The sequence below is a fragment of the Pseudomonas sp. AK-TSAG1-1 genome (assembly GCF_056821665.1).
Genome location: NZ_CM165965.1, coordinates 1590325 through 1612908, shown reverse-complemented (window position 1 = coordinate 1612908; position 22584 = coordinate 1590325). Strand labels below are relative to the sequence as shown.

Below are 22584 nucleotides of genomic sequence, written 5' to 3'. Positions count from 1 at the left end.
CGGCGATTTACGCGCCTGCGCCGGGCAAGAGCTGTAACGAAATGTCCTGCCAGTGAGAAAGAATAGTCTGACAGCGAGGTCGGCAAGATTAATCCGCGCATCAGCCCCTGACGCAGCGCCTGCCGGAAGCGGTATTTAATTTTTAAATAGCACTCGGGAAATCTGATTTGCCGATACCCGCGGAGCACCGCCTAATCGACAGCCTCCGCTATCCAGAGTCTGCTGATGGAAAACGTTCGCGCCACCGCTCGCCCCGTTGTCTGGCTGATGCTCGGCATCATGCTTGTCGCGCTCAATCTGCGCCCGTCCATGGCGGCCGTCGGCCCCCTGCTGTCGGCCATACGCGGCGACATACCGCTAAGTTTCAGCATGGCTTCGCTGCTGACCATGTTGCCGGTGATGGCCATGGGACTGGCGATGTTTTTCGGCATTGGCATCAGCAGACGCCTGGGCAAGCAGCGCACGGTGATCCTGTCGCTGTTGATTATCGGACTGGCGACGCTGTCGCGGCTGTGGCTCGATTCGGCGGCGCAGTTGATTGGCAGCGCAGTGCTGGCGGGGATTGGCATTGCCTTGATTCAGGCGTTGATGCCGGTGCTGATCAAGTCACGCTTCCCCGACCATGTGGCGCTGTGCATGGGGCTGTACGTCACCGCGATCATGGGCGGCGCGGCGCTGGCCGCCTCGTTTGCGCCGCTGGTGATGGTGCAGACCGGCAGCTGGCGCATCGGGCTGGCGATCTGGGCGGCACTGGCCTTGCTCGCGTTGCTGCTCTGGTGGACACAGCCGCACCCGCCATCCACCCCGAACACGCCAGCCGGAAGAGAATCGTTCTTCGGCAATTCCCGCGCCTGGTTGCTCGCTATCTTCTTCGGTCTGGGCACGGCGTCCTACACCTGCGTACTCGCCTGGCTGGCGCCGTACTACGTCGAACAAGGCTGGAGCGAACAACACGCCGGCCTGCTGCTGGGTTTGCTGACGGCCATGGAGGTGATTTCCGGGTTGCTGACCCCGGCCATTGCCAACCGCAGCCGTGATCGACGCGTGGTTCTGGCTGTGTTGCTACTGCTGATCATTGGCGGCTTCTGCGGGCTGATCCTCAGCCCGCAACACCTGAGCCTGCTGTGGCCGTGCCTGCTGGGGCTGGGCATTGGCGGTCTGTTCCCGATGAGCCTGATCGTCTCGCTTGATCACCTCGACAACCCACAGCGTGCCGGTGGCCTGACCGCCTTCGTGCAAGGCATCGGCTACTTGATCGCAGGGCTGTCGCCGCTGCTGGCCGGCATCATTCGTGATCGTCTCGGCAGCTTCGAATGGGCGTGGTGGGCGCTGACCGCGGTGATGGTCGTGATGCTGCTGATGGTGCTGCGCTTTAACCCACAGGCGTACGCCCGACACATCCGCTGAAGCCGAATACCGTCATCGGGCTAGAGGCTTCTTGCCATCTTTTTAGCGTTTATTTGGCAACGTCGTGTTGCTAAAACTTTCTGTCCCACAACTGACATTGAAACGTCCTACAGGGCTTTGTCCTGGCACCATCGTTCCGTTACGATCATGCGCACACGTTTGCGCGGATTCAGCGCAAGGAGCACGGTGGGACGGAACGGATGCTGAACAGTAACTTGCTTCGAAAGCTCGACATGCAGGACCTCATGGTGTTTATCGCCGTGTATGAGCAGAGCAGCGTCACGGATGTCTCGGAGACTCTGTGCGTCAGCCAGTCCACTGTCAGCTACTGCCTGAAAAAATTGCGCACCAGTTTCGAAGATGATCTGTTCATCAACACCCGCACGGGCATGCGCCCCACCTACAAGGCCGGCACCATGTACGGCCATGTGCAGAAAATCCTCGAAAGCATCAACCTGTGCCACGCCGGCGCTCCAACCTTCGATCCGGCCCGGCAAGCGGTGACCTTCAATATCTGTGCGCCGGAATACTTCGAGCAACTGGTGTTGCCGCGCCTGTTGAAGCGTTTCGACTTCGACGATTTGCCGGTTATCGTCAACATGCACAAGTTCGAGACCGACGTGCCTGCCGAGGAATTGCGCGACGGCAGCCTCGATCTGGTGATCTGTTTCGGCCCCAACTTCCACCGCAGTCACACCGATCTCAAGTCGCGGATGCTGCTGGAGGACGACCTGGTCTGCGTCTTCGACAAACGTGCCACGCCACTGGAGCCGCGCCTGAGCCTGCAAGCCTTCACCGAGCGGCGGCATGTATTCCCGACACCGTGGACTTCCACCACTAACATGGTCGACGGCTGGCTGGCCCGACAGGCGCAGAAACGGCAGATCGTCGCGCGCTCCAACAGCTACAGCGCGGCGCTGAAAATGATCACCGGCACCGACTTCATCCTCACCCTGCCCCGGCGCATCCAGCGCCTGCTGACCAAAGAGACGGTGTTCAATCACTGCGAGGCGCCGAACGGCCTGCCCGGGTTCACCCTCGACATGCAGTGGAGCCATGCCGCCGATCAGGACAGCGCCAACGTCTGGCTGCGCGAACAGGTGATCAAGGTGTGCAGCGAACTGGAAGCGGCCTGAGTCCTACACGCCGATGGCAGTCTTGGTGTAGGAATCGCGGTCGATATCGAGCAGCTCCACGCAAAGTTGCACTTCGACTCCCGCTGGCCACTCGCACAGATCCTGCAACACGGCCAGCAGGCTATCGGAAAGCTGCTTTTTGATCTGCGGCGATCGACCGCTGAGCAGCGCCAGCTTCACGTGGATGAAGGCGCGCTCGCCCATGCCGGTACCGACCTTGAACGTCTCGACCTTCACCGCGCGGCTCTTGATGTCGAATTCCGCCGCGAACTGACCGGAACCCACCAAGGTGTTATTGAGCCGGATCAACGCCACATCGGCGTTCAACTGCGGCAAGTTGGCGGTGTATTCCATGTGCAGGTGTGGCATGAGCATGCTCCAGTCGGACGGCAGAAAGGTCGTACATATACCACACCGCCGCCCTACTCTCCTGCGGGTTTTTCGGGCGTGATCGAGGTTAACGTCTGGCGCACGGACAAGGTCTCCCAAAGCGCCACCAGCACCACGATCGCCGTGGTCAGGGCTCCGAGCATCAACGCCGAAAACCACTGGTTCAACGCCAACGGCAGCGCCAGCGTGAGCAACAGCAGACCCGCCACGTGCGACAACGGCGGCAACGGCCGGTCGGACATGACCCATTTGAACAGCGCATTGCCCAGCAGAAACAGCCATGGCCCGCCCACGATCACCAGGATGCCGGCGTCACTGGCGTGATCCGGATGCACCAGCACCAACTCGTCGGCCACCGCGCTGACAATCACCCCGGCGACGATCAGCACATGCAGATAGGTGTAGGCGATTCGTGCCTGGCGCCCCGGATCGCTCGAATGGGCGATGCGATGATGCGCACGTTCGGCACCGCTGTCGAAGTACACCCACCACATGGCAATGCTGCCCAGCACCGCCACCAGAAATGCAATGACCCCGGTGACGCTCAGCGTCAGCTCGGCGAACGTCGCACCGGTGACCAGCAACGATTCCCCCAGCGCAATGATCACGAACAGTGCGCAACGCTCGGCCATGTGATTGCCTTCGACGTTCCAGTCGCTCAGCGACGAACGTCCCAGCCCCGGGACCCAGAAATACAGCGAGGGTGACACCAGTTCAATCAACAGCGCCAGCGCCCAACACAGCAAGCGCTGCTGCCCTTCGAGAAACGCCCCGGCCATCCAGAACACCCCGGAGAGCGTCAACCACGCCAGGATGCGCTGAAAATTGCGGGTCATGCCCAACGATTCGCCACGCACTGCCCAGATCGCAAACAGTGTGCGCCCGACCTGCATGAACACGAACGCCGAGGCAAACATCAGTCCGCGCTCGGTGAAGGCCTGTGGAATAGATGACGACAGCAATAGACCGGCGATCATCAACCCGAACAATCCGAGGCGGATCGGCAGTTTTTCCGGGTCAAGCCAGTTGGTGATCCACGAGGTGAAAATCCACACCCACCACACGGCAACCATCAGCAACGCCACCTGCACCGCCCCCGTAATCGACAGATGCGCGAGCAGCGAATGCGACAACTGGGTCACGGCAAACACGAACACCAGATCGAAAAACAGCTCGACCATGCCGACCTTGCCGCTGTCGAGACTGCCGCGTCCACGCAGCAACGAACGGGAAATACTCATGGGACAGGTCTCCGCCGGGATCATTGCCATTGAGCAAAGCAGGCCGGCCAGATGAACGCAACACCCTGGCAGGCGTGAGCCTGCTCGCGATGAGGGTGTGCCAGTCGCATCAATGTTGCCTGATACAGCGCTTTCGCGAGCAGGCTCACTCCTGCAGGAGATTTGTGTTGGGGATCAGGGCGCGGTCAGTGGCCGCTCACTCATGAACGCTTCGAGTCGCGAACGCAGCCAGCGCTCGGCCGGATCGCTGTCGACATGGCTGAGCCAGACCATCGACAGATCCAGCATCGGGGTCTTGAACGGAAACGGTTCCTTGAACAACCGCCCGGAAGCGGCCATGGCTTCGGCGGTGTAGTCCGGCAGGCTGGCGATCAGGTCCGTGCCCGCGAGCAACGCCGGCAACGCACTGTATTGCGGCACCGACAGCACCACATGGCGGGTGCGGCCGATTTCCGCCAGCCATTCATCGGCATAGCCACTGATGTTGGCGGTGTGGGACACCAGCACGTGCGGGCGTGAGCAGTATTCATCGAGGGTTAGTGGCGAATCAGAAGCATCGGCGCGCAGGATGCTCGGCTGGATATGCCGCAGCAGTTTGCGCTTGGCATTGGCCGGCAAGCCTCGGGTCTGGCTGATGCCGACGGTAATGTCGCCAGCGGCCAGCAGGTCGGGAATGCGCCAGTAGTCGACGTGTTGCACCACAAACACCACGCTGGGTGCCTCCTGGCGCAACGCCCGCAACAACGGTGGCAGCAGGCCGAATTCGACGTCATCGGACAGACCGATGCGAAACGTCATGTTGCTAACGGCCGGGTCGAAATCGTGGGTCAGGCTCAGGGCCACCGACAGCGAGTCGAGGGCCGGCGACAGGTACTTGAACAGTTCTTCGGCGCGGGCGGTCGGCTCCATGCGATGGCCGACGCGGATGAACAGCGGATCATTGAACATCGCGCGCAAGCGATTGAGCGCCGAGCTGATGGTCGGCTGGCCAAGAAACAGCTTCTCCGCTGCCCGGGTCACGTTGCGTTCGAGCATCAAGGTTTCAAACACCACCATCAGGTTGATGTCGGCCTTGCGTAGTTCATTTCGATTCATCCATTGCCCCTGATCCCCAGACTGCGGGCAGTGTATGAAGTCCTTGGGACTGGCGTCTATCAGACGATTGGCCGTTTGTTCGACAATTTCACTTGACCGTCAGTGTCTTCAGTCCAAGCCCCATGACGCGCGCATCATCATTGAAGCCGAGCTTTTTCGGGCTGACGGCATCGGGCAGATGCAGCCGGACGTCCAGAAACTCCTCCGCGGCCAGGGCGGCGCTGAGCGGAATTTCCAGCCGATTGTCCTGTACCTGGGTCAGACGCGTTGAATACGCCTCTACACCATTGATGCTGACGATCACCCGCTGGCTGAGATTCGGCGGCATGGCAAACGCCAAGGCATCGATCACGATCGCACGTGCTCCGGGGGTGACTCGCAGCAGCAATTCCGCATCCTGCCCGTCACTCCAGGTACCCCAGGCTTCCGGCGTTGACCAGCCTTTGGCCAGTTGCCGCGTGCTGCGATTGAAGGCCTGCACCAGCCCCGGCTGACTCAACGGTATCGGCGACATTGCCCGCCCCTGATCAACCATCGCCCGGCATTGGCCGCAGTGCTTCCAGCCTGGGGCCAGCACGACAAAGTCATCGACTCGGGTCAACAGATCGGTGTCGCTGTGAATGCTTTTTACTGCCAGCGCCAGCGCATCGTCATCGAGGATGTACAGCGAGTCGGCGTCGTACTGGCCACTGGCAAGTTCGCTTTGCGTGGTGCGCTGCAGCTTTTCCAGCGCCTTGGGGCTCGTACGCCCCAGGTAGGCCGCATCGGTTTTCAGCCCGCGGGTGGCGGCGAAATCGGCAATCGCCTGCCACTGGTCTGGCTGGTTTTTCGGTGTCACGGCACGGATGCTCTTGTAGTGTGCCGCCGCGCTGTCCCAGAACGGATCATGCATCGGGCTGACCCAGGCCACGGCTTCCGGGACCATTTTCGCAGCGTTCAAACCGGCCCAGACAATCCGCATATCGGCAACTTGCACCGCCAGCGCGAGCGCCAGCAGCCCGATGGCGATTCGCGGTCGATAGCCGCGCACCACCAGATAAGTGAGCAGTATCACGATGACGTAAAACACCGGCCAGAACATCCGTCCCGAGGCGCGGAAAATATTCGAAAGCCCCACCACAAACTTCGGTAACGGATAACTGAAGGTCTGCAGGCCGACACCGATATGGTTCGACAACGCGAACAGGGTCAACCCGATCAAGGCCCAGAACAGCAACGGGCGACGGTTCAGCAGTGCCTTCAGCGAAATGCCGCTGCGGTACCAGCCAATCAGGGCCAAGGGCACCAGCAGCAGCACGCCAAGCCCCAGATAATTGAAACCTTCGTAATCGCCGCCGGCCGTGGGAATGTTAGCCAGAACATAAGACCAACCGTCCGCATCCACCAGCGACAGCAGGTTCATGCGATAAAAACCGAAGCCACCGCTCACCGCGCCACCGGAAATACTGAAATAACCCGCTTGCCAGCAGCACACGCTCACCAGCGCGAACAAACAGCCCAGCTCGATCAGGACCTGACGGCGGGTCAGTTTATCCGCCCGCAGTTTGCCAAACAGATCTGCCACCCAGATCAGCGCCACCATGCCCAACAGGTAGGCATGAACCAACGCCGTCACGGCCAGTAACGCACCCCATGCCAGGCGTCGGCGCTGCAGTGCCGGGTGCAACGCCAGATATAGCGCCGCGAGAATCAGGAAGTGCCCGGCCAGCGAAAGGTGGCCACCGGTACGCAAAAACATCGGCGGCGAAAATACCAGGAGACCGGCACCGAGCAGGCGTAACAAAGGGTTTTCGGTGATCAAGCCGAGCAGCTTCCAGGCAAACCAGGCTTGCAGAACGAAACACAGCAACAACCACATGCCAAAGTACTGGAAGGTCTCCGGCAGCCACGCGTTGAAGGGTTTGAACAGCAGCGCCAGCAGCGGATTGGAGTCGGAGAAAATGATCGCGCTGCCCAGCTCCATCCCATAGGACGGGTTCAGCCCGAGAGGAAAGGTCCAGGGCGAATGGCGAAAGAACACCCAGCCCAGATAATGCGTTGCCGGGTCACCGTCCTTGAGCCAGGCAATGTTTTGCGGATCAAGGGCGCGCGGGCCGATCACCAGAAAGAACGCCAGCGCCCCCAACAGGATCGGCAACAGCGCCAAGGCCGGGTGCTTGTTCAAGTCCTTCATCGGTACGTCCAGAAGTTATGCAGCACGAAGGTGAACGCCGGAATGATCAGTGCCACGGCACCGATGCCCAGCAAATAGTGAAGACCGGCGATCTGCGCCGCCCATGCGACGAACATGGCCAACAAAAATCCGCCAAAGGACACCAGCATGAAGCGCGACAGCGTTCTGCCATGCAGCCGGGCGGAGAAACTCCAGGTGGTGTTGATCAAATAGGACACCACCGTCGCCACGGCAAATGCCACACCGTTGGCCAGCGGCGGTTGCGGGGCCACGAAGTTGATGAACAACACCGCCACCAGTGCATGCAGGGCCGTGACGAACAGACCGGTCACGGCAAAGCGCAAACCGCGCTGGATCAACGCCGCTCTGTCGGCTGATGTCACGGCTTGCGCGCCAGCACAAACACACTCAGACCGGCCAGGCGGTTCACGCCCATCAGCGGCAGTTCAAGGCTGCACAGGGTCTTGAGCACGCTGTTGACCAACGGATGATGGCGTTTGAGCTGAGACTGCGGTGCTGCAGCCTGCGGCCCTCTGGGCAGCAGACGCAACGCCGCCGCGATCGGAAACACCGCACCGAAATAATAGGCACCGCGCTGCACAGTCAACCCGGCGTCATGGGCCAGGGTTTCAAACTGCGCAAGGGTGTAGCGGCGTTTGTGTTCGAGGAAATCGTCGTGTCCGCTCCAGAGGAACTGGAACGCCGGCACGGTCATCAGGAAACGGCTGCCGGACGGCACTTTATCGACATAAGCCTTGAGCAGGCCAAGGTCGTCGTCGACATGCTCCAGCACGTCCATGAGCAGCACCAGATCGGCGTCGATGGCGTCAATGTCGCGGCGGTAATGCACCGGTTTGCCGGCCGTGGTCGCGTCCGAATCGGCGGGGTAGCTGATGTCGACGCACCACGCTTCCTGCGCAGTGGTTTGGGTCAACAGATGGTGGGAGAAAAAACCCGACCCGGCGCCCACGTCGAGAATCCGCGTGATCGGCGCATCGCCCAGCAAACGCCGGGTCGCTGCCGCTTTGGAGCAGTAGTACCAATGCTCGCCAATGCTGTCGCCGAGGATGTCGGTTTCCTTGAGATCCATGTTTCAGTCCTTGGGGTCGTAGACGCGACGCACCAGAAAAACCGGCCGGCGTTTGGATTCGATGTAAGTGCGACCGAGGTACTCGCCGAGTACGCCGATGCCGATCAGTTGCAGGCCACCGAGGAACGTCACCGCCACCATCAGCGAGGCGTAACCGGGCATGTCGACGCCATGAATCAACGTGCGCACCACAATAAAAATGGCAAAGGCAAAGGACACCAGCGAGACCATCGCCCCGATGTAGGTCCAGATGCGCAGCGGTTCGGTGCTGAAACTGGTGATGCCTTCCAGGGCAAAATTCCACAGCCGCCAGCCGTTGAACTTGCTCTCCCCGGCCACACGCTCGGGGCGCTCGTAATCGACGTGGGTGGTACGAAACCCGACCCAGGCAAACAGGCCCTTCATGAAGCGCCGGGACTCCGGCAGGGTCAGCAAGGCATCGACCACGCAGCGGTCCATCAGGCGGAAATCACCGACGTTTTCCGGCAGCGGTTGCTCGGCGATCTTGTTGTGCAAGCGATAGAACCAGTGCGCCGAAGTCTGCTTGGCCCAGGTGTCGCTGCGGCGACTGATGCGATGGCCGAGCACCACCTCGTAGCCTTCGCGCCAACGCTCGATCATTTGCAGGATGATTTCGGGCGGGTCCTGCAGATCGGCATCGATGGGAACGACAATCTGCCCGGTGGCGATCTGCAATCCCGCAGACAGCGCCGCCTCTTTACCGAAGTTGCGACTCAGGTCGACGACGCGCAGACGCGCGTCGTGCTGCTGGCGTTGCAGCAGCCGCTCAAGCGTGGCATCGGTGCTGCCGTCGTTGACGAATACCAGTTCCAGATCAATCGACGCCTGGTGCTGGAAAACTTCATCGATGCGCAGGACGAACGCATCGAGACTGTCCTCCTCGTTAAAAACGGGGACAACCAGCGATAACGTGACCCGTGTAGCCTGTGGCGTTCCGTGCTCAGTCAAGGGAATGCTCTTTTTATAGTGATTGTCGGTCGTCGAAGGATTTTCGACGCCATGAGCCGTCCCGTATTAAGCAGTAGCGTTGATAGCCTTGCAAGGTGGAAATGGCGACATTTTGGCCAATCCAGACGCCGATGCGTGCGCTCTAGCCCGCACTCTTCAGAAACATCCACCAACGATTGGAAACAAATACCCGATAGCGAAAAAAACTCGCTCCGCTAGGCTTGCGTCGATGCGCCACACAGGTTGTCGCAATAACCATCGCAAGGAGCGAACCGAATGTATTTCGAGATCTACAGGCAATCCCGCGGCACCCCGACCACCGGCAAAGGTCAATGGCGCTGGAGGCTGCGGGCGGGGAACCACGAGACAGTTGCCAGTGGCGAGTCGTATATGAACAAGGCCGACTGCTTACATGTGATCGAGTTGATCAAGGGTGTGCAGGGCGAAACACCGGTGAAGGAAATCTGACCCCACCAGTCGGTGTAGCGCCGTTTCCTACAGCCTCTTCCTTTTTTGCCTGAACCACTGGCGAAGCACGTTGGCGCCCCTACGCTATTCAGCGTATGGGGCCATCCGGCTCTGTTGCGCCACATAACATTCAAGCCCAAAAGGAGCCGCACCATGGCTAGAGACAAAGCGAAAGACGACAAGCACTTCAACTGCACCCAAACACACGAAGCTGACTACGTCGCCAGCCTCTATCCGCACGCCAAGGATGAAGTGAAAACCTTCCTGGCCACGGCTTGCAAGGACAACACGCTGCATAACTCGACGCACAAGGAGGTGTACGACTTGATCAAACGCAAGCTGGGGCACTCGCAGCCGTGAGTGACTGGGGCGGGTTTCGATAAAACCCGCGGAAACAAAAAAGCCCCGTAGCTTCTCAGCTACGGGGCTTTTTCTATGTATGGCGGAGAGATAGGGATTCGAACCCTAGGTACCGGTGAAGGTACAACGGATTTCGAATCCGTCCCATTCGGCCACTCTGGCATCTCTCCAACGGCGCGCATCATAACAACACTTTTGCCGAAAGCAAACCCTCTTTCGCAAAATTTCTCCGTGCTATCAGATGCTTGCGTCGATTAAAGCGGCACACCCAGACGGTTGGCAACTTCTTCGTAGGCTTCGATGACGTCACCGAGGCCCTGGCGGAAGCGGTCCTTGTCCATCTTCTTCTTGGTGTCCTTGTCCCACAGACGGCAGCCGTCCGGGCTGAACTCGTCGCCCAGGACGATGGAGCCGTCGCTGAACACACCGAATTCAAGCTTGAAGTCCACCAGCAGCAGACCGGCGTCGTCGAACAGTTTGCTCAGGACTTCGTTGACCTTGAGCGACAGTTCTTTCATGCGCGCCAGTTGCTCGGCGGTGCCCCAGCCAAATGCCACAACGTGGGATTCGTTGATGAACGGGTCGCCCTTTGCGTCGTCCTTCAGGAACAGTTCGAAGGTGTAAGGGTTGAGCTTCAGCCCCTCTTCAACGCCCAGACGCTTGACCAGGCTGCCGGCGGCGTAGTTACGCACGACGCACTCGACCGGGATCATGTCCAGCTTCTTCACCAGGCACTCGTTGTCGCCCAGCAGTTTGTCGAATTGGGTCGGAATGCCGGCCGCTTCGAGTTTCTGCATGATGAAGGCGTTGAACTTGTTGTTCACCATGCCTTTGCGGTCGAGCTGCTCGATGCGCTTGCCGTCGAACGCCGAGGTGTCGTTGCGAAACAGCAGGATCAAGCGGTCAGCGTCATCGGTCTTGTAAACCGATTTGGCTTTGCCGCGGTAGAGTTCTTCACGTTTTTCCATGATGGGCTCCGCTTGCTAAGTAGATGGGCTAGGCGATATGGCGCCAGTCGAGCCCTGAATCTTGATCGGCCAGTTGCAGCCAGTCCGGGTCGCACCCGAGGGTGTCGACGAAACATTGCCGGGCCAGCTGCGGCAGGTTGTTCTTGCTGCTCAGGTGGGCGAGAACCAGATGCTGCAAGCCCTGCCACCCCAACTCGGCCACCAGGAATGCCGCCTGATGGTTATTCAAATGTCCCAGCTCGCCGCCCACCCGCTGCTTGAGAAAGTACGGGTAGTGACCACGAGCCAGCATGTCGCGGCAGTGGTTGGACTCGATCATCAATGCATCGAGATCCCGATAACCGTCCAGCACCCGCTCGCAGTAGGAACCCAGGTCGGTCAACAGGCCGAAGCGCCGCTGCTCGTTATCACTGAATACATACTGGGTCGGCTCTTGCGCATCGTGGGCCACGGCAATGACCCGGATGCTCAGTGCGCCGATCTGCAGCTGCTCGCCGCCGGCCAGAAAGCCTGCGGGTTCGATCGGTTTGCGCATCCCGCGCAGTGTGCCGCGACTGAGGTAGACCGGCAGATTGTAGCGCCGAGACAGCAAACCCACGCCATGCACGTGGTCGGCATGTTCGTGGGTCACGAGTATCGCGCTCAGTTGCGCCGGGTTCACACCCAGGCGCAACAGGCGTTTTTCGGTTTCCCGCAGGGAAAAACCACAATCCACCAGCACATACGTATCAGCACTGGCGATCAGCGTGCCGTTCCCTTGGCTACCGCTGCCGAGAACGGCAAAACGCATGTGATCAGCCCAGGTTATCCTGAATCACGCTCAACACTTTGCGGGCCACATCGGCCGGCGCAACGGTGTTGATGTTCTTCTCGACGGTTACCTGAACGTTGTCACCGACCTTGCTCAGGCGAACCTGATAACGCTCGGCGCGAGCTTCAACTTCTTCCTTGGTCGGCGCACTGCCGAACAAGCTGCTGAAGAAACCAGGCTTTTCGTCTTTCTTCTCGGCTTTTTCGGCCAGGTTGATGTAGTACAGGCCCAGGCTGCGGTTGATGTCTTCAACGCGCCACTGACCTTGCTCCAGCGCACGACCGACGCTCGACCAGGCACGATCCAGGTCCGGGCCGACGTTCAGCACCGGGTTGCCGCTGCCGTCTTCGCTGAGACTGACACGGCTTGGGGTATCGAAATCACGCGAAGCCAGCATCGACACCGAACCGCCCTTCTCGGAGATCCGGCTCATGCTCGCGAGCATGTCGTCGACCAGGGCTGCGTCCAGGCCAGTGTTGACCGAACGGTTGGTGAAATCGACGTCGGCGGTGCTGCCGGCAGGACGCTCGGCGCTGACCACGTAGATTTCACTGGTGTTGCGCTGCACGCCCGGCTCGATGCGCACCCGCACGCGGGTTTCGCTGTCGGCACCGACACCGGCTGCGCTCAGGCGCTTGGCCATCGCGGCAGACAGTTCGTCGGAATGCTGCCAGGTGGTGCTGAATTCGCCGGTTTGCGGGCGCTGTTGATCCAGACGGAAACCGTTGTCCTGGAAGAACTGCACCGCCACTGGCCAGACTTCGGCCGGTGGATGCTGGGCCATGACCCAACGCGAGTCACCGCTCTTCTGCAGCGAGTAGTCCGTCGCATCGACAATCGCCGACAGCGGTTGAGGACGCGGCACCACGTATTCGCCCTTGGCAGTGTCATCGGCCACGTTGCGCGGGATCGGCAACAGTGGATCCAGACGCTTGGAGGTGCTGACGTTCGGTGGCAGTTGCATCGGTGCAGTCTGTTGCGCTTCCAGGTAATCGCTACCACGGTCACGGAAATAACCTTCCGGGCCCCAGATCCATCCGCAGCCACTGGTGCTGGAGATAATCAAGGCAAGTGCGGAAAGTCCGGCCATTCGCTTCATGCGTTGTACTTCCTCAATTAAACCAGGACGCTGCACTGGCGCAGGGCCGTGCGAAGCGTTTCATGACAAGGAGCGCTCAGCCAGGTCAGCGGCAGGCGGATGCCTTCGTGCATCAGGCCCATTTCAACCAAAGCCCACTTCACCGGAATCGGATTGGCTTCGATGAACAGGTCCTTGTGCAGCGGCATCAGTTTTTCGTTGATGGCCCGTGCGGTCTCGGCGTCGCCGTTCAGCGCAGCCTCGCACAGGTCGGCCATTTCGCGCGGGGCGACGTTGGCGGTCACGGAGATGTTGCCTTTGCCACCCAGCAGGATCAGCTCGACCGCGGTCGGATCATCGCCGGACAGCACGATGAAGTCCTTGCTCACGCCGTCAATGATCGCTTTGGCGCGTTTCAGGTCGCCGGTGGCTTCCTTGATGCCGATGATGTTCGGCACGGTGGACAGGCGAATCACGGTCTCGGCCTGCATGTCGCAGGAGGTGCGGCCAGGAACGTTGTAGAGAATCTGTGGAATGTCGACCGCTTCGGCAATGTGCTTGAAGTGCTGGTACAGGCCTTCCTGAGTCGGCTTGTTGTAGTACGGCACGACCAGCAGGCAGGCATCGGCGCCGGCGGCCTTGGCGTTGCGGGTCAACTCGACGGCTTCACGGGTCGAGTTGGCGCCAGTACCGGCGATGACCGGGATGCGGCCCGCTACCTGCTTGACCACGGCTTTGATGACGGAGATGTGTTCTTCTACATCAAGGGTGGCCGACTCGCCGGTGGTACCGACCGCGACAATGGCGTGGGTGCCGTTTTCAAGGTGGAAGTCCACGAGTTTTCGGAGGCTGTCCCAGTCAAGACGCCCTTGTGCATCCATGGGTGTGACCAGTGCCACCATACTGCCCCGAATCATGAAAACGCTCCTGCCGGAAAAAGAGAGCGGTAATGGTACTGGCGCCAAGATGCTTGTACAAGCGAAGTACTGCGCCGCCATTCCCCTTGGCGTCGGTTTTCGCTACCCTTCAGACTTTGATCGGTACAGATCAGCTTGTACGCCGGGTTCCAGCCTCCCTTTTCGGCCTCCCAGGTCCCGTTCCAGCGTCGCTGCTGCACGCTCCACTATTATTGGAGCGAATTGCGAGCCGTGGCCCGGGGCTTTCTGAATCGGCACGCGCAGACGCATCCCGACGACCAACGCCCATCGACCTACCGACCGCTCATCGCTTTAGGAATGCTGCATGTCCACCCCCACAGTTCGCGAACAATTCCTTGTCATCAGTGCCCTTGGCGCCAACCCCATGGAGCTGACTAACGTCCTGTGCCGCGCCAGCCATGAAAATCGCTGCGCCGTCGTCACCTCCCGCCTGACTCGCCACGGCGAATGCAGCGCGCTGATCCTTGAGATCTCTGGCAGCTGGGACGCCCTTGCGCGCCTGGAAGGCAGCCTGTCCGGGCTCGCCAAGAAGCACGCGTTCACGGTCAACGTAGTGCGCAGCGCCGCGCTGGAAAATCGCCCGCAGGCACTGCCGTACGTGGCGTATGTCAGCTCGGCGTATCGCCCGGACATCATCAATGAGCTGTGCCAGTTCTTCATGGACCACCACGTCGAACTGGAAAACCTGACCTGCGACACCTACCAGGCTCCGCAGACCGGCGGCACCATGCTCAACGCCACGTTCACCGTGACGTTGCCGGCCGGCACCCAGATCAGTTGGCTGCGCGACCAGTTCCTGGATTTCGCCGACGCGATGAATCTGGATGCCCTGATCGAGCCTTGGCGCCCACAAAACCCAATGTAAGGAAGCTTTCATGGCCGTTGTCATCGACCAACCGGTTGCGGATTTCGAAGCACCTGCCACCAGCGGGCAGACCGTCAGCCTGTCTGCCCTGAAGGGCAAGCAAGTGGTGATCTACTTCTATCCGAAGGACAGCACCCCGGGCTGCACCACCGAAGGCCAGGGTTTTCGTGATCAATACGCGGAATTTCAAGCCGCCAACACGGAAATCTTCGGTATTTCCCGCGACAGCCTGAAATCCCACGAGAACTTCAAGTGCAAGCAGGCGTTCCCGTTCGAGCTGATCAGCGACAAGGACGAAGCCGTCTGCCAGCTGTTCGACGTGATCAAGCTGAAGAAGCTCTATGGCAAGGAATACCTGGGCGTTGATCGCAGCACATTCCTGATCGACAAGAACGGTGTGCTGCGACAGGAATGGCGCGGCGTGAAAGTGCCGGGGCATGTGGATGCGGTGCTGGCTGCAGCTCAGGCGCTGAATAAAGCCTGATATTTCTGCGTCGATCTCACTGACGCCTTCGCGAGCAAGCCCGCTCCCACAATTGACCGAGGTCTGATGTGGGAGCGGGCTTGCTCGCGAAGGGGCCATAAGCCTCAACGAATAATCCGGTTTTAAAGTAGCGGAGCGACAACGGGCTCCTTACGCGGCCAGGCATCCAGCACCGCCTTGAACAGCGTCGCCAGGGGAATCGCAAAGAATACCCCCCAGAACCCCCACAACCCGCCAAACAACAGCACCGCGCAGATAATTGCCACCGGGTGCAGGTTGACCGCTTCGGAAAACAGCAACGGCACCAGGACGTTGCCATCCAGCGTCTGAATGATCCCGTAGACCGCCATCAGATAGATGAACTGATCACTCCAGCCCCACTGGAACAGCGCGATCAGCAGCACCGGCACAGTTACCACCACCGCGCCGACGTAAGGCACCACCACCGACACCCCGACCAGCAACGCCAACAGCGCCGCATAGTTGAGCCCAAGGGCGACGAACGCGATGTAGGTCACGCCGCCACAGATCACGATCTCGATGACCTTGCCACGAATGTAGTTGGCGATCTGCCGGTTCATTTCCTGGGCAACCCGGGTAATCAGCGCCCGTTCACGCGGCAGATAGCCGCGCACCCACTCGCCGATCATGGCCCGATCCTTGAGAAAGAAAAACACCAGGATCGGCACCAGCACCAGATAGATCATGATGTTGACCAGCAGCGGCAGACTCGACAGCGAGAAGGTCAGCGCCCACTGCCCGAACTTGCCGATCTCGCCGCGCGCCGCTTCGATGGCCTGCAGCACCTGCTCGTCGGAGACCAGATGCGGATAGCGCTCGGGCAGCAACAGCAGCAGCGACTGCCACTTGGCGAGCATCCCCGGCAGTTCGTTGAACAGCGTGATCAACTGATGCCAGAGCAACGGCACCACCACCACAATGAACACCAGCAACAGGCCCATGAACAGCGCAAACACCAGCCCCACCGCCGCCGCCCCGGGCACGCGCATACGCTCAAGGGCCACCACCAGCCCCTGCATCAGATACGCCAGCACCATCCCGGCCAGCACCGGCGCGAGCATGCCACCGAGGGTGAGCACCGCGGTGAAAGCGAGGAACAGCAGCACTGCCAGCACCACCGCTTCTTCATCGGAAAAGTAGCGCTGAATCCAGTCGCGTAACACTTTGAACATCAATAATCCTTAGGTTTTTACGCTGTCGGTTTCAGGCTTTTTTCAACCAGTAACGGTAAACGCCTGCTTCGTCTTCTTCGCGCAGCAGCGTATGACCGGCCAAACGGGCAAAGGTGCGAAAGTCGCGCTGCGAGCCCGCATCCGTGGCGATCACCTTGAGCACGGCGCCGCTGGGCAGCTTGTTGAGTTCCATTTTGGCCTTGAGCAACGGCAACGGGCAATTCAGGCCACTGGCGTCCAGTTCACAGTCATGGGCTACAGCGTCAGTCATTGCGTCACTCCGGATCAGGTGGTTGAGCTGCCTAGAATATCTGGTCGCAAGCCCGGTGTCCGGCTACAGTAAGGTCTTTGTCTTCTAAGGCTTTGTGCATGACATTTCTGCGCCCTACCCTGCTGACGCTCGCTTGCCTGCTCGCCTCACCGGGCTTTGCCGACGATCTGCCGTCACTTGGCGACGCCAGTTCTGCCATTGTCTCGCCGCAACAGGAATACCAGCTCGGCCGCGCCTGGCTAGCCATGTTGCGCAGCCAGGTTGCTCAGCTCAACGACCCGCAGCTCAAGGATTACGTCGAGTCCAGCGTCTACAAGCTGGTGGAAACCAGCCAGGTCACCGACCGTCGCCTGGAATTCATCCTGATCAACAGCCCGCAACTCAACGCCTTTGCCGCCCCCGGCGGCGTGGTGGGGGTCAACGGCGGGCTGTTCCTCAACGCGCAGACCGAAGGTGAATACGCTTCGGTACTGGCCCACGAACTGGCTCACTTGTCACAACGCCACTTCGCTCGCGGCGTCGAAGCCTCGCAGCGGATGCAGGTGCCGATGATGGCGGCGCTGCTGGCCGGCATCGTGATTGCCGCCGCCGGTGGCGGGGATGCCGGGATCGCGACCATCGCCGGCACTCAGGCCGCAGCCATTCAGTCGCAACGCACCTTCTCGCGTCAGAACGAACAGGAAGCCGACCGTATCGGCATCCTCAATCTGGAAAAGGCCGGGTACGACCCACGCTCGATGCCGACCATGTTCGAACGGCTGATGCGCCAATACCGCTTTGACGCCAAGCCGCCGGAATTCCTGTTGACTCACCCGGTGACCGAATCGCGTATCGCCGACACCCGCAACCGTGCAGAGCAGGCCCCGGCGGGCGGCATTGAAGACAGCATGCGCTATCAACTGATTCGCGCCCGCGTCCAACTGATTTATGAAGAAACCCCGGGACTGGGCGCCAAGCGTTTCCGCGCGCAACTGGACGAGAACCCGAAAAACGACGTGGCGCGCTACGGCCTGGCAATTGCGCAAATCAAGGGCGGCCAGCTCAATGAAGCGCGAGAGAACCTCAAACAGCTGCTGGCCAAGTCACCGAACGAGATCATTTATAACCTCGCGGAGATCGATCTGGACATCACCAACAACCGCTTGCCGGATGCTCAAACACGGGCTGACCGGATGCTCACGCAGTATCCGGGCAATTACCCGCTGAATCAGGTTCGTGTCGATCTGCTGCTGAAACAGAATCGCACCGCCGACGCAGAAAAAGCGCTTGAAGGCTTGCTCAAGTCCCGCCCGAACGATCCGGACGTGTGGTATCAGGTCGCCGAAACACGCGGTTTGTCCGGCAATATCATCGGCTTGCACCAGGCCCGCGCCGAGTACTTCGCGCTGGTGGGTGATTATCGCCAGGCGATCCAGCAGCTCGACTTTGCCAAGCGCAAGGCGGGCAGCAACTTCCCGCTGTCCTCGCGCATCGATGCCCGCCAGCGTGAGCTGATGGAGCAGGAGCGCATGATCAAGGACATGATGGGCTGAGTTTTCTTTTCAGCGATGCAAATGTTTCAGGCTTAAAAAAACCGCCTCTTTCGAGGCGGTTTTTTATTTCACCGCAAGCGGATTATTCAGCCAGCTTGAAGGTGATGAAGCTGGCACGACCTTGACGCAGAACGCGCATCGATACCGAACGATTCTTCGGCAGCGCCTTGGCGATCTCGGCGAACTCCTTGGTGGAGCCGATGGCCTGGTTGTTCAGGTGAGTGATCACGTCACCCGGCTGCAGACCGATCAGGGCTGCTGGACCGTCCTGAACGTCCTTGATGACCACCCCGCCTTTGAGGTCGTAGGTTTTCTTCTGCTCATCAGTCAGTTCAACTACCGACACACCGAGGCGGTTGCTGCTGCTTTCCGTACCGGACTTCGGCAGTGCTGCCAGCTCTTTGTCTTCGTCCGGAATCGCGCCGACCGTCAGTTCGACGTTCTTGCGCTTGCCGTCACGAATCACTTCCAGATTGGCCTTGGCACCGGCCTTTAGCGCACCCACCAGATGTGGCAGGTCGGCGGACATGACGATCGGCTGACCGTTCATGCTCAGGATCACATCGCCCACCTGCAGGCCGCCCTTGGCTGCCGGACCATCATCCTGAATCTGCGCCACCAGCGCACCGGCCGGTTTATCAAGACCGAACGACTCGGCCAGATCCTTGTTCACTTCCTGAATCACCACGCCCAGCCAGCCGCGGCTGACCTTGCCACCGCTTTTCAGCTGGTTGGATACATCCATGGCAACGTCGATAGGAATGGCGAACGAAACGCCCATGAAGCCACCGGAACGGGTGTAGATCTGCGAGTTGATCCCGACCACTTCACCATTGAGGTTGAACAGCGGACCACCGGAGTTACCCGGGTTGATCGGCACGTCAGTCTGGATGAACGGCACGTAGTTTTCGTTTGGCAGGCTACGGCCAACAGCGCTGACGATGCCCTGGGTCACGGTGTGGTCGAAGCCGAATGGCGATCCGATCGCCACGACCCATTGACCAGCCTTCAGGTCCTGAGACTTGCCGAGCTTGAGCACCGGCAGGTCTTTGCCATCGATTTTCAGCAGGGCCACATCGGAACGCGGATCCGTGCCGATCAGCTTGGCCTTCATTTCACTGCGATCAGCCAGGCGCACGAGGATTTCGTCGGCATCGGCAATCACGTGGTTGTTGGTCAGGATGTAGCCATCCGAAGAAATGATGAAGCCCGAACCCAGTGATTGCGCTTCGCGCTGGCGATCACCCCGTGGCGAACGCTGCTGAGGCGGCATGCCACGTTCGAAGAACTCGCGCAGCATCGGTGGCAAGCCTTCCAGGTCAGGCATCTGCTGGTTCACTTTGCGATCCGGCAGTTTCTGCGTGGTACTGATGTTCACCACCGCAGGCGAGGCCTGTTCGACCAACTGGGTGAAGTCCGGCAGGTCGGCCGCCTGGGCAGCGGGAACAGCCTGACCGAGCACCAGGACGGTGGCGAAAATGGAGAGATAAGACTTCAAGCTAAGTATCGACATACAGCTCCCGTTACGACGAGCAGGGTTAAGCGATATGGAGCAAGGAACACCGGGAACCGCGGGCCGGCATTTTTGTTCCGGGAACAACAGACAAGGCCAGAGCCGTGAGGCTCTGACCTATAAAAAACTTTCGGGTGATTTGCAAATGAAAATGCTGAGCAAACATTTCATCTACGTCTCGACGAAGAGGTGGAAAAGACTGAAATCAGCTCACTGCTTGCTGGTTGCAGCGCCATCGTTGCGCATAGACAGAGCAATTCGTTCGGCCGTACCGATTGGAATTTCACCGACCACCGTCACCATCATTTCGCCTTCAGGCGTGGTCAGGCGGCGGGAAACAGCGACAGTCGGCCCCAACTGCGTACGAGTGTCGGTCACTGTCGCGCCGTTGAGCGGCTCCAGAAATACCGAGAATCGCGCCAACCCGTCGTCATACATCAGGCTGCTGACCTGAGTTTTGGTTTCCGGGTCTTTGTGCGAGGTGCTGCTGGTCAATTCAAAGCCAGGCGGCAGCCAGTCGGAATGCCAGACCTGAGCGGTCTTCACGGCAGAAGCCTTGTCGCTGTCGAGCGTGATGGCCTTGCACTCGGCGCCGGCTTGCAGGTCTTTGTCCGACGGCATATCGGCGGTATCAAGACTGGTGAACTGGAAGCGCTCGAGTAACTGCCCCTTGTCATTAAGCAGCAGCGACTTGAGCGGCAGACCGGTCTGTTTGTCCAGATGCAGTTCGAAACCATAGCGATGCTGGTCTCGAGGCGTCAGCGATACGATGACCGCATCACGCCCGGCCACGCGCGACTTGCCGATGACAGCAAGGTCATACCAGTTTTTCAGCTTTTGGGGATCAAGCGAACGAGCAGTCGAGTTGGGAGAGTCTCCCAATCCGGCAATCAGGGTACCGCTGACGCATTGAGTATGCCCATCAACGCGCACGACTTCCTGAGCCGAGCCGTCGAGCTGAAGCAGACGCTCGCGGACCTGACCATTCTGGACACGATGCCAGATGTTATGGGTAGAAAAACTACCGTTACGCTCGTAAACGAAGGTGCCGTGGAAGCTTTGCTGCTGCTCGGCCTGGCCCAGACGGGTCAACCAGTCTTGGGCCTCGTCGGCGTGGGCTGGAACAACGAACCAGCCACTGAGCAGAAGCGAAAGTAGAGGTATGGCGCGCATGATCCTCCTTAACGGTTTTCCATGCTTGCTGCACGCGCATAAGGCAAGGCGCTTTCAGTACCTTTCAGCGCAGCCTGTTGGGCATGCTGGCGCAGATAGCCTGGCAGACGCTGATCGTGCCAGCCTGGCTGACCTTGCAGTACGCCATTGGCCATTGGACCTGTGGTTTCCGAGCTTTCCTTATAGCCTGCCAGAACAGCCGGGCCCTTGACCTGTGGAGCGGCCAGGGATTGCTGGCTGGACTGCTGAGCCAGCTCGACACCCGCGATTTCGTCCTGGTTGTACAGGCGGACACCCGCCAATACGGCAACGGTCACCGACGCGGCAACGGCCAGACGACCAAGGTTGCGCCAAGGGCTACGGGATACTTTGGCTGGAGCCGTCTCGTCTTCCAGCGCAGCAGAAACTGCCGCAGCAATGTCCAGACGCGGAAGCAGCAGATCCTTGTGCATGGCTGCCCGAGCGATCTGATAACGAGCCCAGGTCTCACGGGTTTCAACATCGTCCAGTGCATTGATCACTCGACGCAATTCCAGTTCGTCCGCTTCGTTATCCATCACTGCGGACAGCGATTCCTGCAGGGCTTCACGACTCATGGCGTTCCTCTCTTGGCTGTCGCCGCTGTCTCAGTTTTCCTGCAACAACGGCTGCAGGGCTTTATCGATGGCCTCCCGGGCGCGGAAGATCCGGGAGCGCACGGTACCCACCGGACACTGCATGACGCTCGCAATGTCCTCGTAACTCAGACCATCGAATTCACGTAAAGTTAAAGCCGTACGCAAATCCTCTGGCAGTTGCTGAATGGTTCGATGGACGGTGCCTTCGATCTCATCCCGCAGCAATGCGCGTTCAGGTGATTCAAGATCCTTGAGGCCGTGATCGCCGTCGTAGAACTCTGCATCTTCAGAACTTACATCGCTATCCGGCGGCCGGCGGCCGCGTGAAACCAGATAGTTTTTTGCCGTGTTGATGGCAATGCGGTAAAGCCACGTATAAAACGCGCTGTCTCCGCGAAAGTTTCCAAGCGCTCTGTACGCCTTGATAAAGGCTTCCTGAGCCACATCCTGGGCTTCATGGGTGTCGTGCACAAAACGCACGATCAACCCGAGAATTTTGTGCTGATATTTCAGCACCAGCAGATCGAAAGCTCGCTTGTCGCCACGCTGAACGCGCTCGACCAGCTGCTGATCCTCTTCCTGGGTTAGCATGAACACTCCTCGATAAGCATGGAGGAGGCTTGCATAACTAAACGACCAGACTTGCAAACATAGACTCGGGCTTTTCGCAAAAGTTCTCCCCCTCCAGGCAAGTTTCCTGCGGGCTCTGATTTGGCACGCACGAAAAACGCAGCGCGGGATAAACCGGCTGCGCGAATAATCTTGTCATCGGTTCGCCGGCAAAAACCCAATCGCAGGTTCTGCATTGAAGC

The 22584-nt window shown here is 59.7% G+C and carries 24 protein-coding genes and 1 tRNA gene; 7 read left to right on the top strand and 18 right to left on the bottom strand.

Annotated elements, in window-relative coordinates; genetic code table 11:
- The first annotated feature begins 225 nt into the window (after nt 1-225).
- Nucleotides 226-1407, top strand: a complete 1182-nt coding sequence (locus tag AC1UK9_RS07360) for a cyanate transporter (RefSeq protein ID WP_482579776.1) — start codon at nt 226-228, stop codon at nt 1405-1407.
- Between the two features lie 200 nt (nt 1408-1607).
- On the top strand, nt 1608-2543 hold the full coding sequence (locus AC1UK9_RS07355) for a LysR family transcriptional regulator (protein ID WP_025110649.1): 936 nt from the start codon (nt 1608-1610) through the stop codon (nt 2541-2543).
- Nucleotides 2544-2546: 3 nt separating this feature from the next.
- Here AC1UK9_RS07355 and AC1UK9_RS07350 read toward each other — a convergent pair whose 3' ends face one another.
- The 7 genes from AC1UK9_RS07350 to AC1UK9_RS07320 form a co-directional block, all read right to left on the bottom strand.
- Nucleotides 2547-2912 (bottom strand): 5-carboxymethyl-2-hydroxymuconate Delta-isomerase, encoded by a 366-nt coding sequence (locus AC1UK9_RS07350; RefSeq protein WP_025110650.1) that lies wholly within the window; start codon nt 2910-2912, stop codon nt 2547-2549.
- Between the two features lie 53 nt (nt 2913-2965).
- Nucleotides 2966-4174 carry a low temperature requirement protein A gene (locus AC1UK9_RS07345; protein WP_482579775.1) on the bottom strand — a complete coding sequence of 403 codons (1209 nt, stop codon included), beginning with the start codon at nt 4172-4174 and terminating at the stop codon, nt 2966-2968.
- A 174-nt stretch (nt 4175-4348) separates the two neighbouring features.
- Entirely contained in the window at nt 4349-5269 is a 921-nt protein-coding gene (locus AC1UK9_RS07340) for a LysR substrate-binding domain-containing protein (protein WP_007963299.1), read from the bottom strand.
- 88 nt (nt 5270-5357) lie between these two features.
- Nucleotides 5358-7442, bottom strand: a complete 2085-nt coding sequence (locus tag AC1UK9_RS07335) for a DUF6311 domain-containing protein (RefSeq protein WP_473014755.1) — start codon at nt 7440-7442, stop codon at nt 5358-5360.
- The gene (locus AC1UK9_RS07330; protein WP_025110653.1) at nt 7439-7825 is read right to left on the bottom strand and encodes a GtrA family protein; all 387 of its coding nucleotides are present in this window, start codon (nt 7823-7825) and stop codon (nt 7439-7441) included. The genes AC1UK9_RS07335 and AC1UK9_RS07330 overlap by 4 nt, the downstream gene beginning before the upstream one ends.
- Entirely contained in the window at nt 7822-8532 is a 711-nt protein-coding gene (locus AC1UK9_RS07325; RefSeq protein ID WP_482579774.1) for a class I SAM-dependent methyltransferase, read from the bottom strand. The genes AC1UK9_RS07330 and AC1UK9_RS07325 overlap by 4 nt, the downstream gene beginning before the upstream one ends.
- Before the next feature lie 3 nt (nt 8533-8535).
- Nucleotides 8536-9501, bottom strand: a complete 966-nt coding sequence (locus tag AC1UK9_RS07320) for a glycosyltransferase family 2 protein (RefSeq protein WP_482579773.1) — start codon at nt 9499-9501, stop codon at nt 8536-8538.
- Nucleotides 9502-9777: 276 nt separating this feature from the next.
- On the opposite strand from AC1UK9_RS07320, the gene AC1UK9_RS07315 reads away from it, so the two are divergent.
- Nucleotides 9778-9969, top strand: coding sequence for a YegP family protein (locus AC1UK9_RS07315; RefSeq protein ID WP_025110656.1), 192 nt, complete (start codon nt 9778-9780; stop codon nt 9967-9969).
- Between the two features lie 153 nt (nt 9970-10122).
- Nucleotides 10123-10329 (top strand): hypothetical protein, encoded by a 207-nt coding sequence (locus AC1UK9_RS07310; protein ID WP_025110657.1) that lies wholly within the window; start codon nt 10123-10125, stop codon nt 10327-10329.
- Between the two features lie 80 nt (nt 10330-10409).
- On the opposite strand, the gene AC1UK9_RS07305 is transcribed toward AC1UK9_RS07310, so the two are convergent.
- The 5 genes from AC1UK9_RS07305 to dapA all read right to left on the bottom strand — a co-directional run bounded on the left by AC1UK9_RS07305 (nt 10410) and on the right by dapA (nt 14103).
- Nucleotides 10410-10499 (bottom strand) — tRNA-Ser (locus tag AC1UK9_RS07305).
- Nucleotides 10500-10583: 84 nt separating this feature from the next.
- Complete coding sequence (purC, locus tag AC1UK9_RS07300) at nt 10584-11297, bottom strand: phosphoribosylaminoimidazolesuccinocarboxamide synthase (RefSeq protein ID WP_102354440.1); 714 nt, start codon at nt 11295-11297, stop codon at nt 10584-10586.
- Nucleotides 11298-11325: 28 nt separating this feature from the next.
- The gene (locus AC1UK9_RS07295; RefSeq protein ID WP_473014754.1) at nt 11326-12087 is read right to left on the bottom strand and encodes an MBL fold metallo-hydrolase; all 762 of its coding nucleotides are present in this window, start codon (nt 12085-12087) and stop codon (nt 11326-11328) included.
- Between the two features lie 4 nt (nt 12088-12091).
- Nucleotides 12092-13207, bottom strand: a complete 1116-nt coding sequence (gene bamC, locus AC1UK9_RS07290) for an outer membrane protein assembly factor BamC (RefSeq protein WP_482579772.1) — start codon at nt 13205-13207, stop codon at nt 12092-12094.
- A 17-nt stretch (nt 13208-13224) separates the two neighbouring features.
- On the bottom strand, nt 13225-14103 hold the full coding sequence (dapA, locus tag AC1UK9_RS07285; protein ID WP_482579771.1) for a 4-hydroxy-tetrahydrodipicolinate synthase: 879 nt from the start codon (nt 14101-14103) through the stop codon (nt 13225-13227).
- A gap of 325 nt (nt 14104-14428) precedes the next feature.
- On the opposite strand from dapA, the gene AC1UK9_RS07280 reads away from it, so the two are divergent.
- Together AC1UK9_RS07280 and AC1UK9_RS07275 are read left to right on the top strand one after the other, a co-directional pair.
- Entirely contained in the window at nt 14429-14989 is a 561-nt protein-coding gene (locus tag AC1UK9_RS07280) for a glycine cleavage system transcriptional repressor (RefSeq protein ID WP_025110662.1), read from the top strand.
- Nucleotides 14990-14999: 10 nt separating this feature from the next.
- Nucleotides 15000-15473 carry a peroxiredoxin gene (locus AC1UK9_RS07275; protein ID WP_473014753.1) on the top strand — a complete coding sequence of 158 codons (474 nt, stop codon included), beginning with the start codon at nt 15000-15002 and terminating at the stop codon, nt 15471-15473.
- Nucleotides 15474-15595: 122 nt separating this feature from the next.
- On the opposite strand, the gene AC1UK9_RS07270 is transcribed toward AC1UK9_RS07275, so the two are convergent.
- Nucleotides 15596-16666, bottom strand: a complete 1071-nt coding sequence (locus tag AC1UK9_RS07270; RefSeq protein ID WP_473014752.1) for an AI-2E family transporter — start codon at nt 16664-16666, stop codon at nt 15596-15598.
- A gap of 31 nt (nt 16667-16697) precedes the next feature.
- On the bottom strand, nt 16698-16937 hold the full coding sequence (locus AC1UK9_RS07265) for a sulfurtransferase TusA family protein (protein WP_007963279.1): 240 nt from the start codon (nt 16935-16937) through the stop codon (nt 16698-16700).
- Between the two features lie 98 nt (nt 16938-17035).
- On the opposite strand from AC1UK9_RS07265, the gene AC1UK9_RS07260 reads away from it, so the two are divergent.
- Nucleotides 17036-18469, top strand: a complete 1434-nt coding sequence (locus tag AC1UK9_RS07260; protein ID WP_482579770.1) for a M48 family metalloprotease — start codon at nt 17036-17038, stop codon at nt 18467-18469.
- An 82-nt stretch (nt 18470-18551) separates the two neighbouring features.
- Here the strand turns inward: AC1UK9_RS07260 and AC1UK9_RS07255 are convergent, their stop codons facing one another.
- The 4 genes from AC1UK9_RS07255 to rpoE all read right to left on the bottom strand — a co-directional run bounded on the left by AC1UK9_RS07255 (nt 18552) and on the right by rpoE (nt 22363).
- Nucleotides 18552-19982 (bottom strand): DegQ family serine endoprotease, encoded by a 1431-nt coding sequence (locus AC1UK9_RS07255; protein ID WP_025110666.1) that lies wholly within the window; start codon nt 19980-19982, stop codon nt 18552-18554.
- Nucleotides 19983-20192: 210 nt separating this feature from the next.
- Nucleotides 20193-21155 carry a MucB/RseB C-terminal domain-containing protein gene (locus tag AC1UK9_RS07250; protein ID WP_473014749.1) on the bottom strand — a complete coding sequence of 321 codons (963 nt, stop codon included), beginning with the start codon at nt 21153-21155 and terminating at the stop codon, nt 20193-20195.
- Between the two features lie 8 nt (nt 21156-21163).
- Complete coding sequence (locus tag AC1UK9_RS07245; protein ID WP_025110668.1) at nt 21164-21751, bottom strand: sigma-E factor negative regulatory protein; 588 nt, start codon at nt 21749-21751, stop codon at nt 21164-21166.
- Between the two features lie 30 nt (nt 21752-21781).
- Nucleotides 21782-22363: an RNA polymerase sigma factor RpoE/AlgU gene (gene rpoE / locus AC1UK9_RS07240; protein WP_003172477.1), complete on the bottom strand. Its 582-nt coding sequence runs from the start codon at nt 22361-22363 to the stop codon at nt 21782-21784.
- Nucleotides 22364-22584 lie beyond the last annotated feature (221 nt).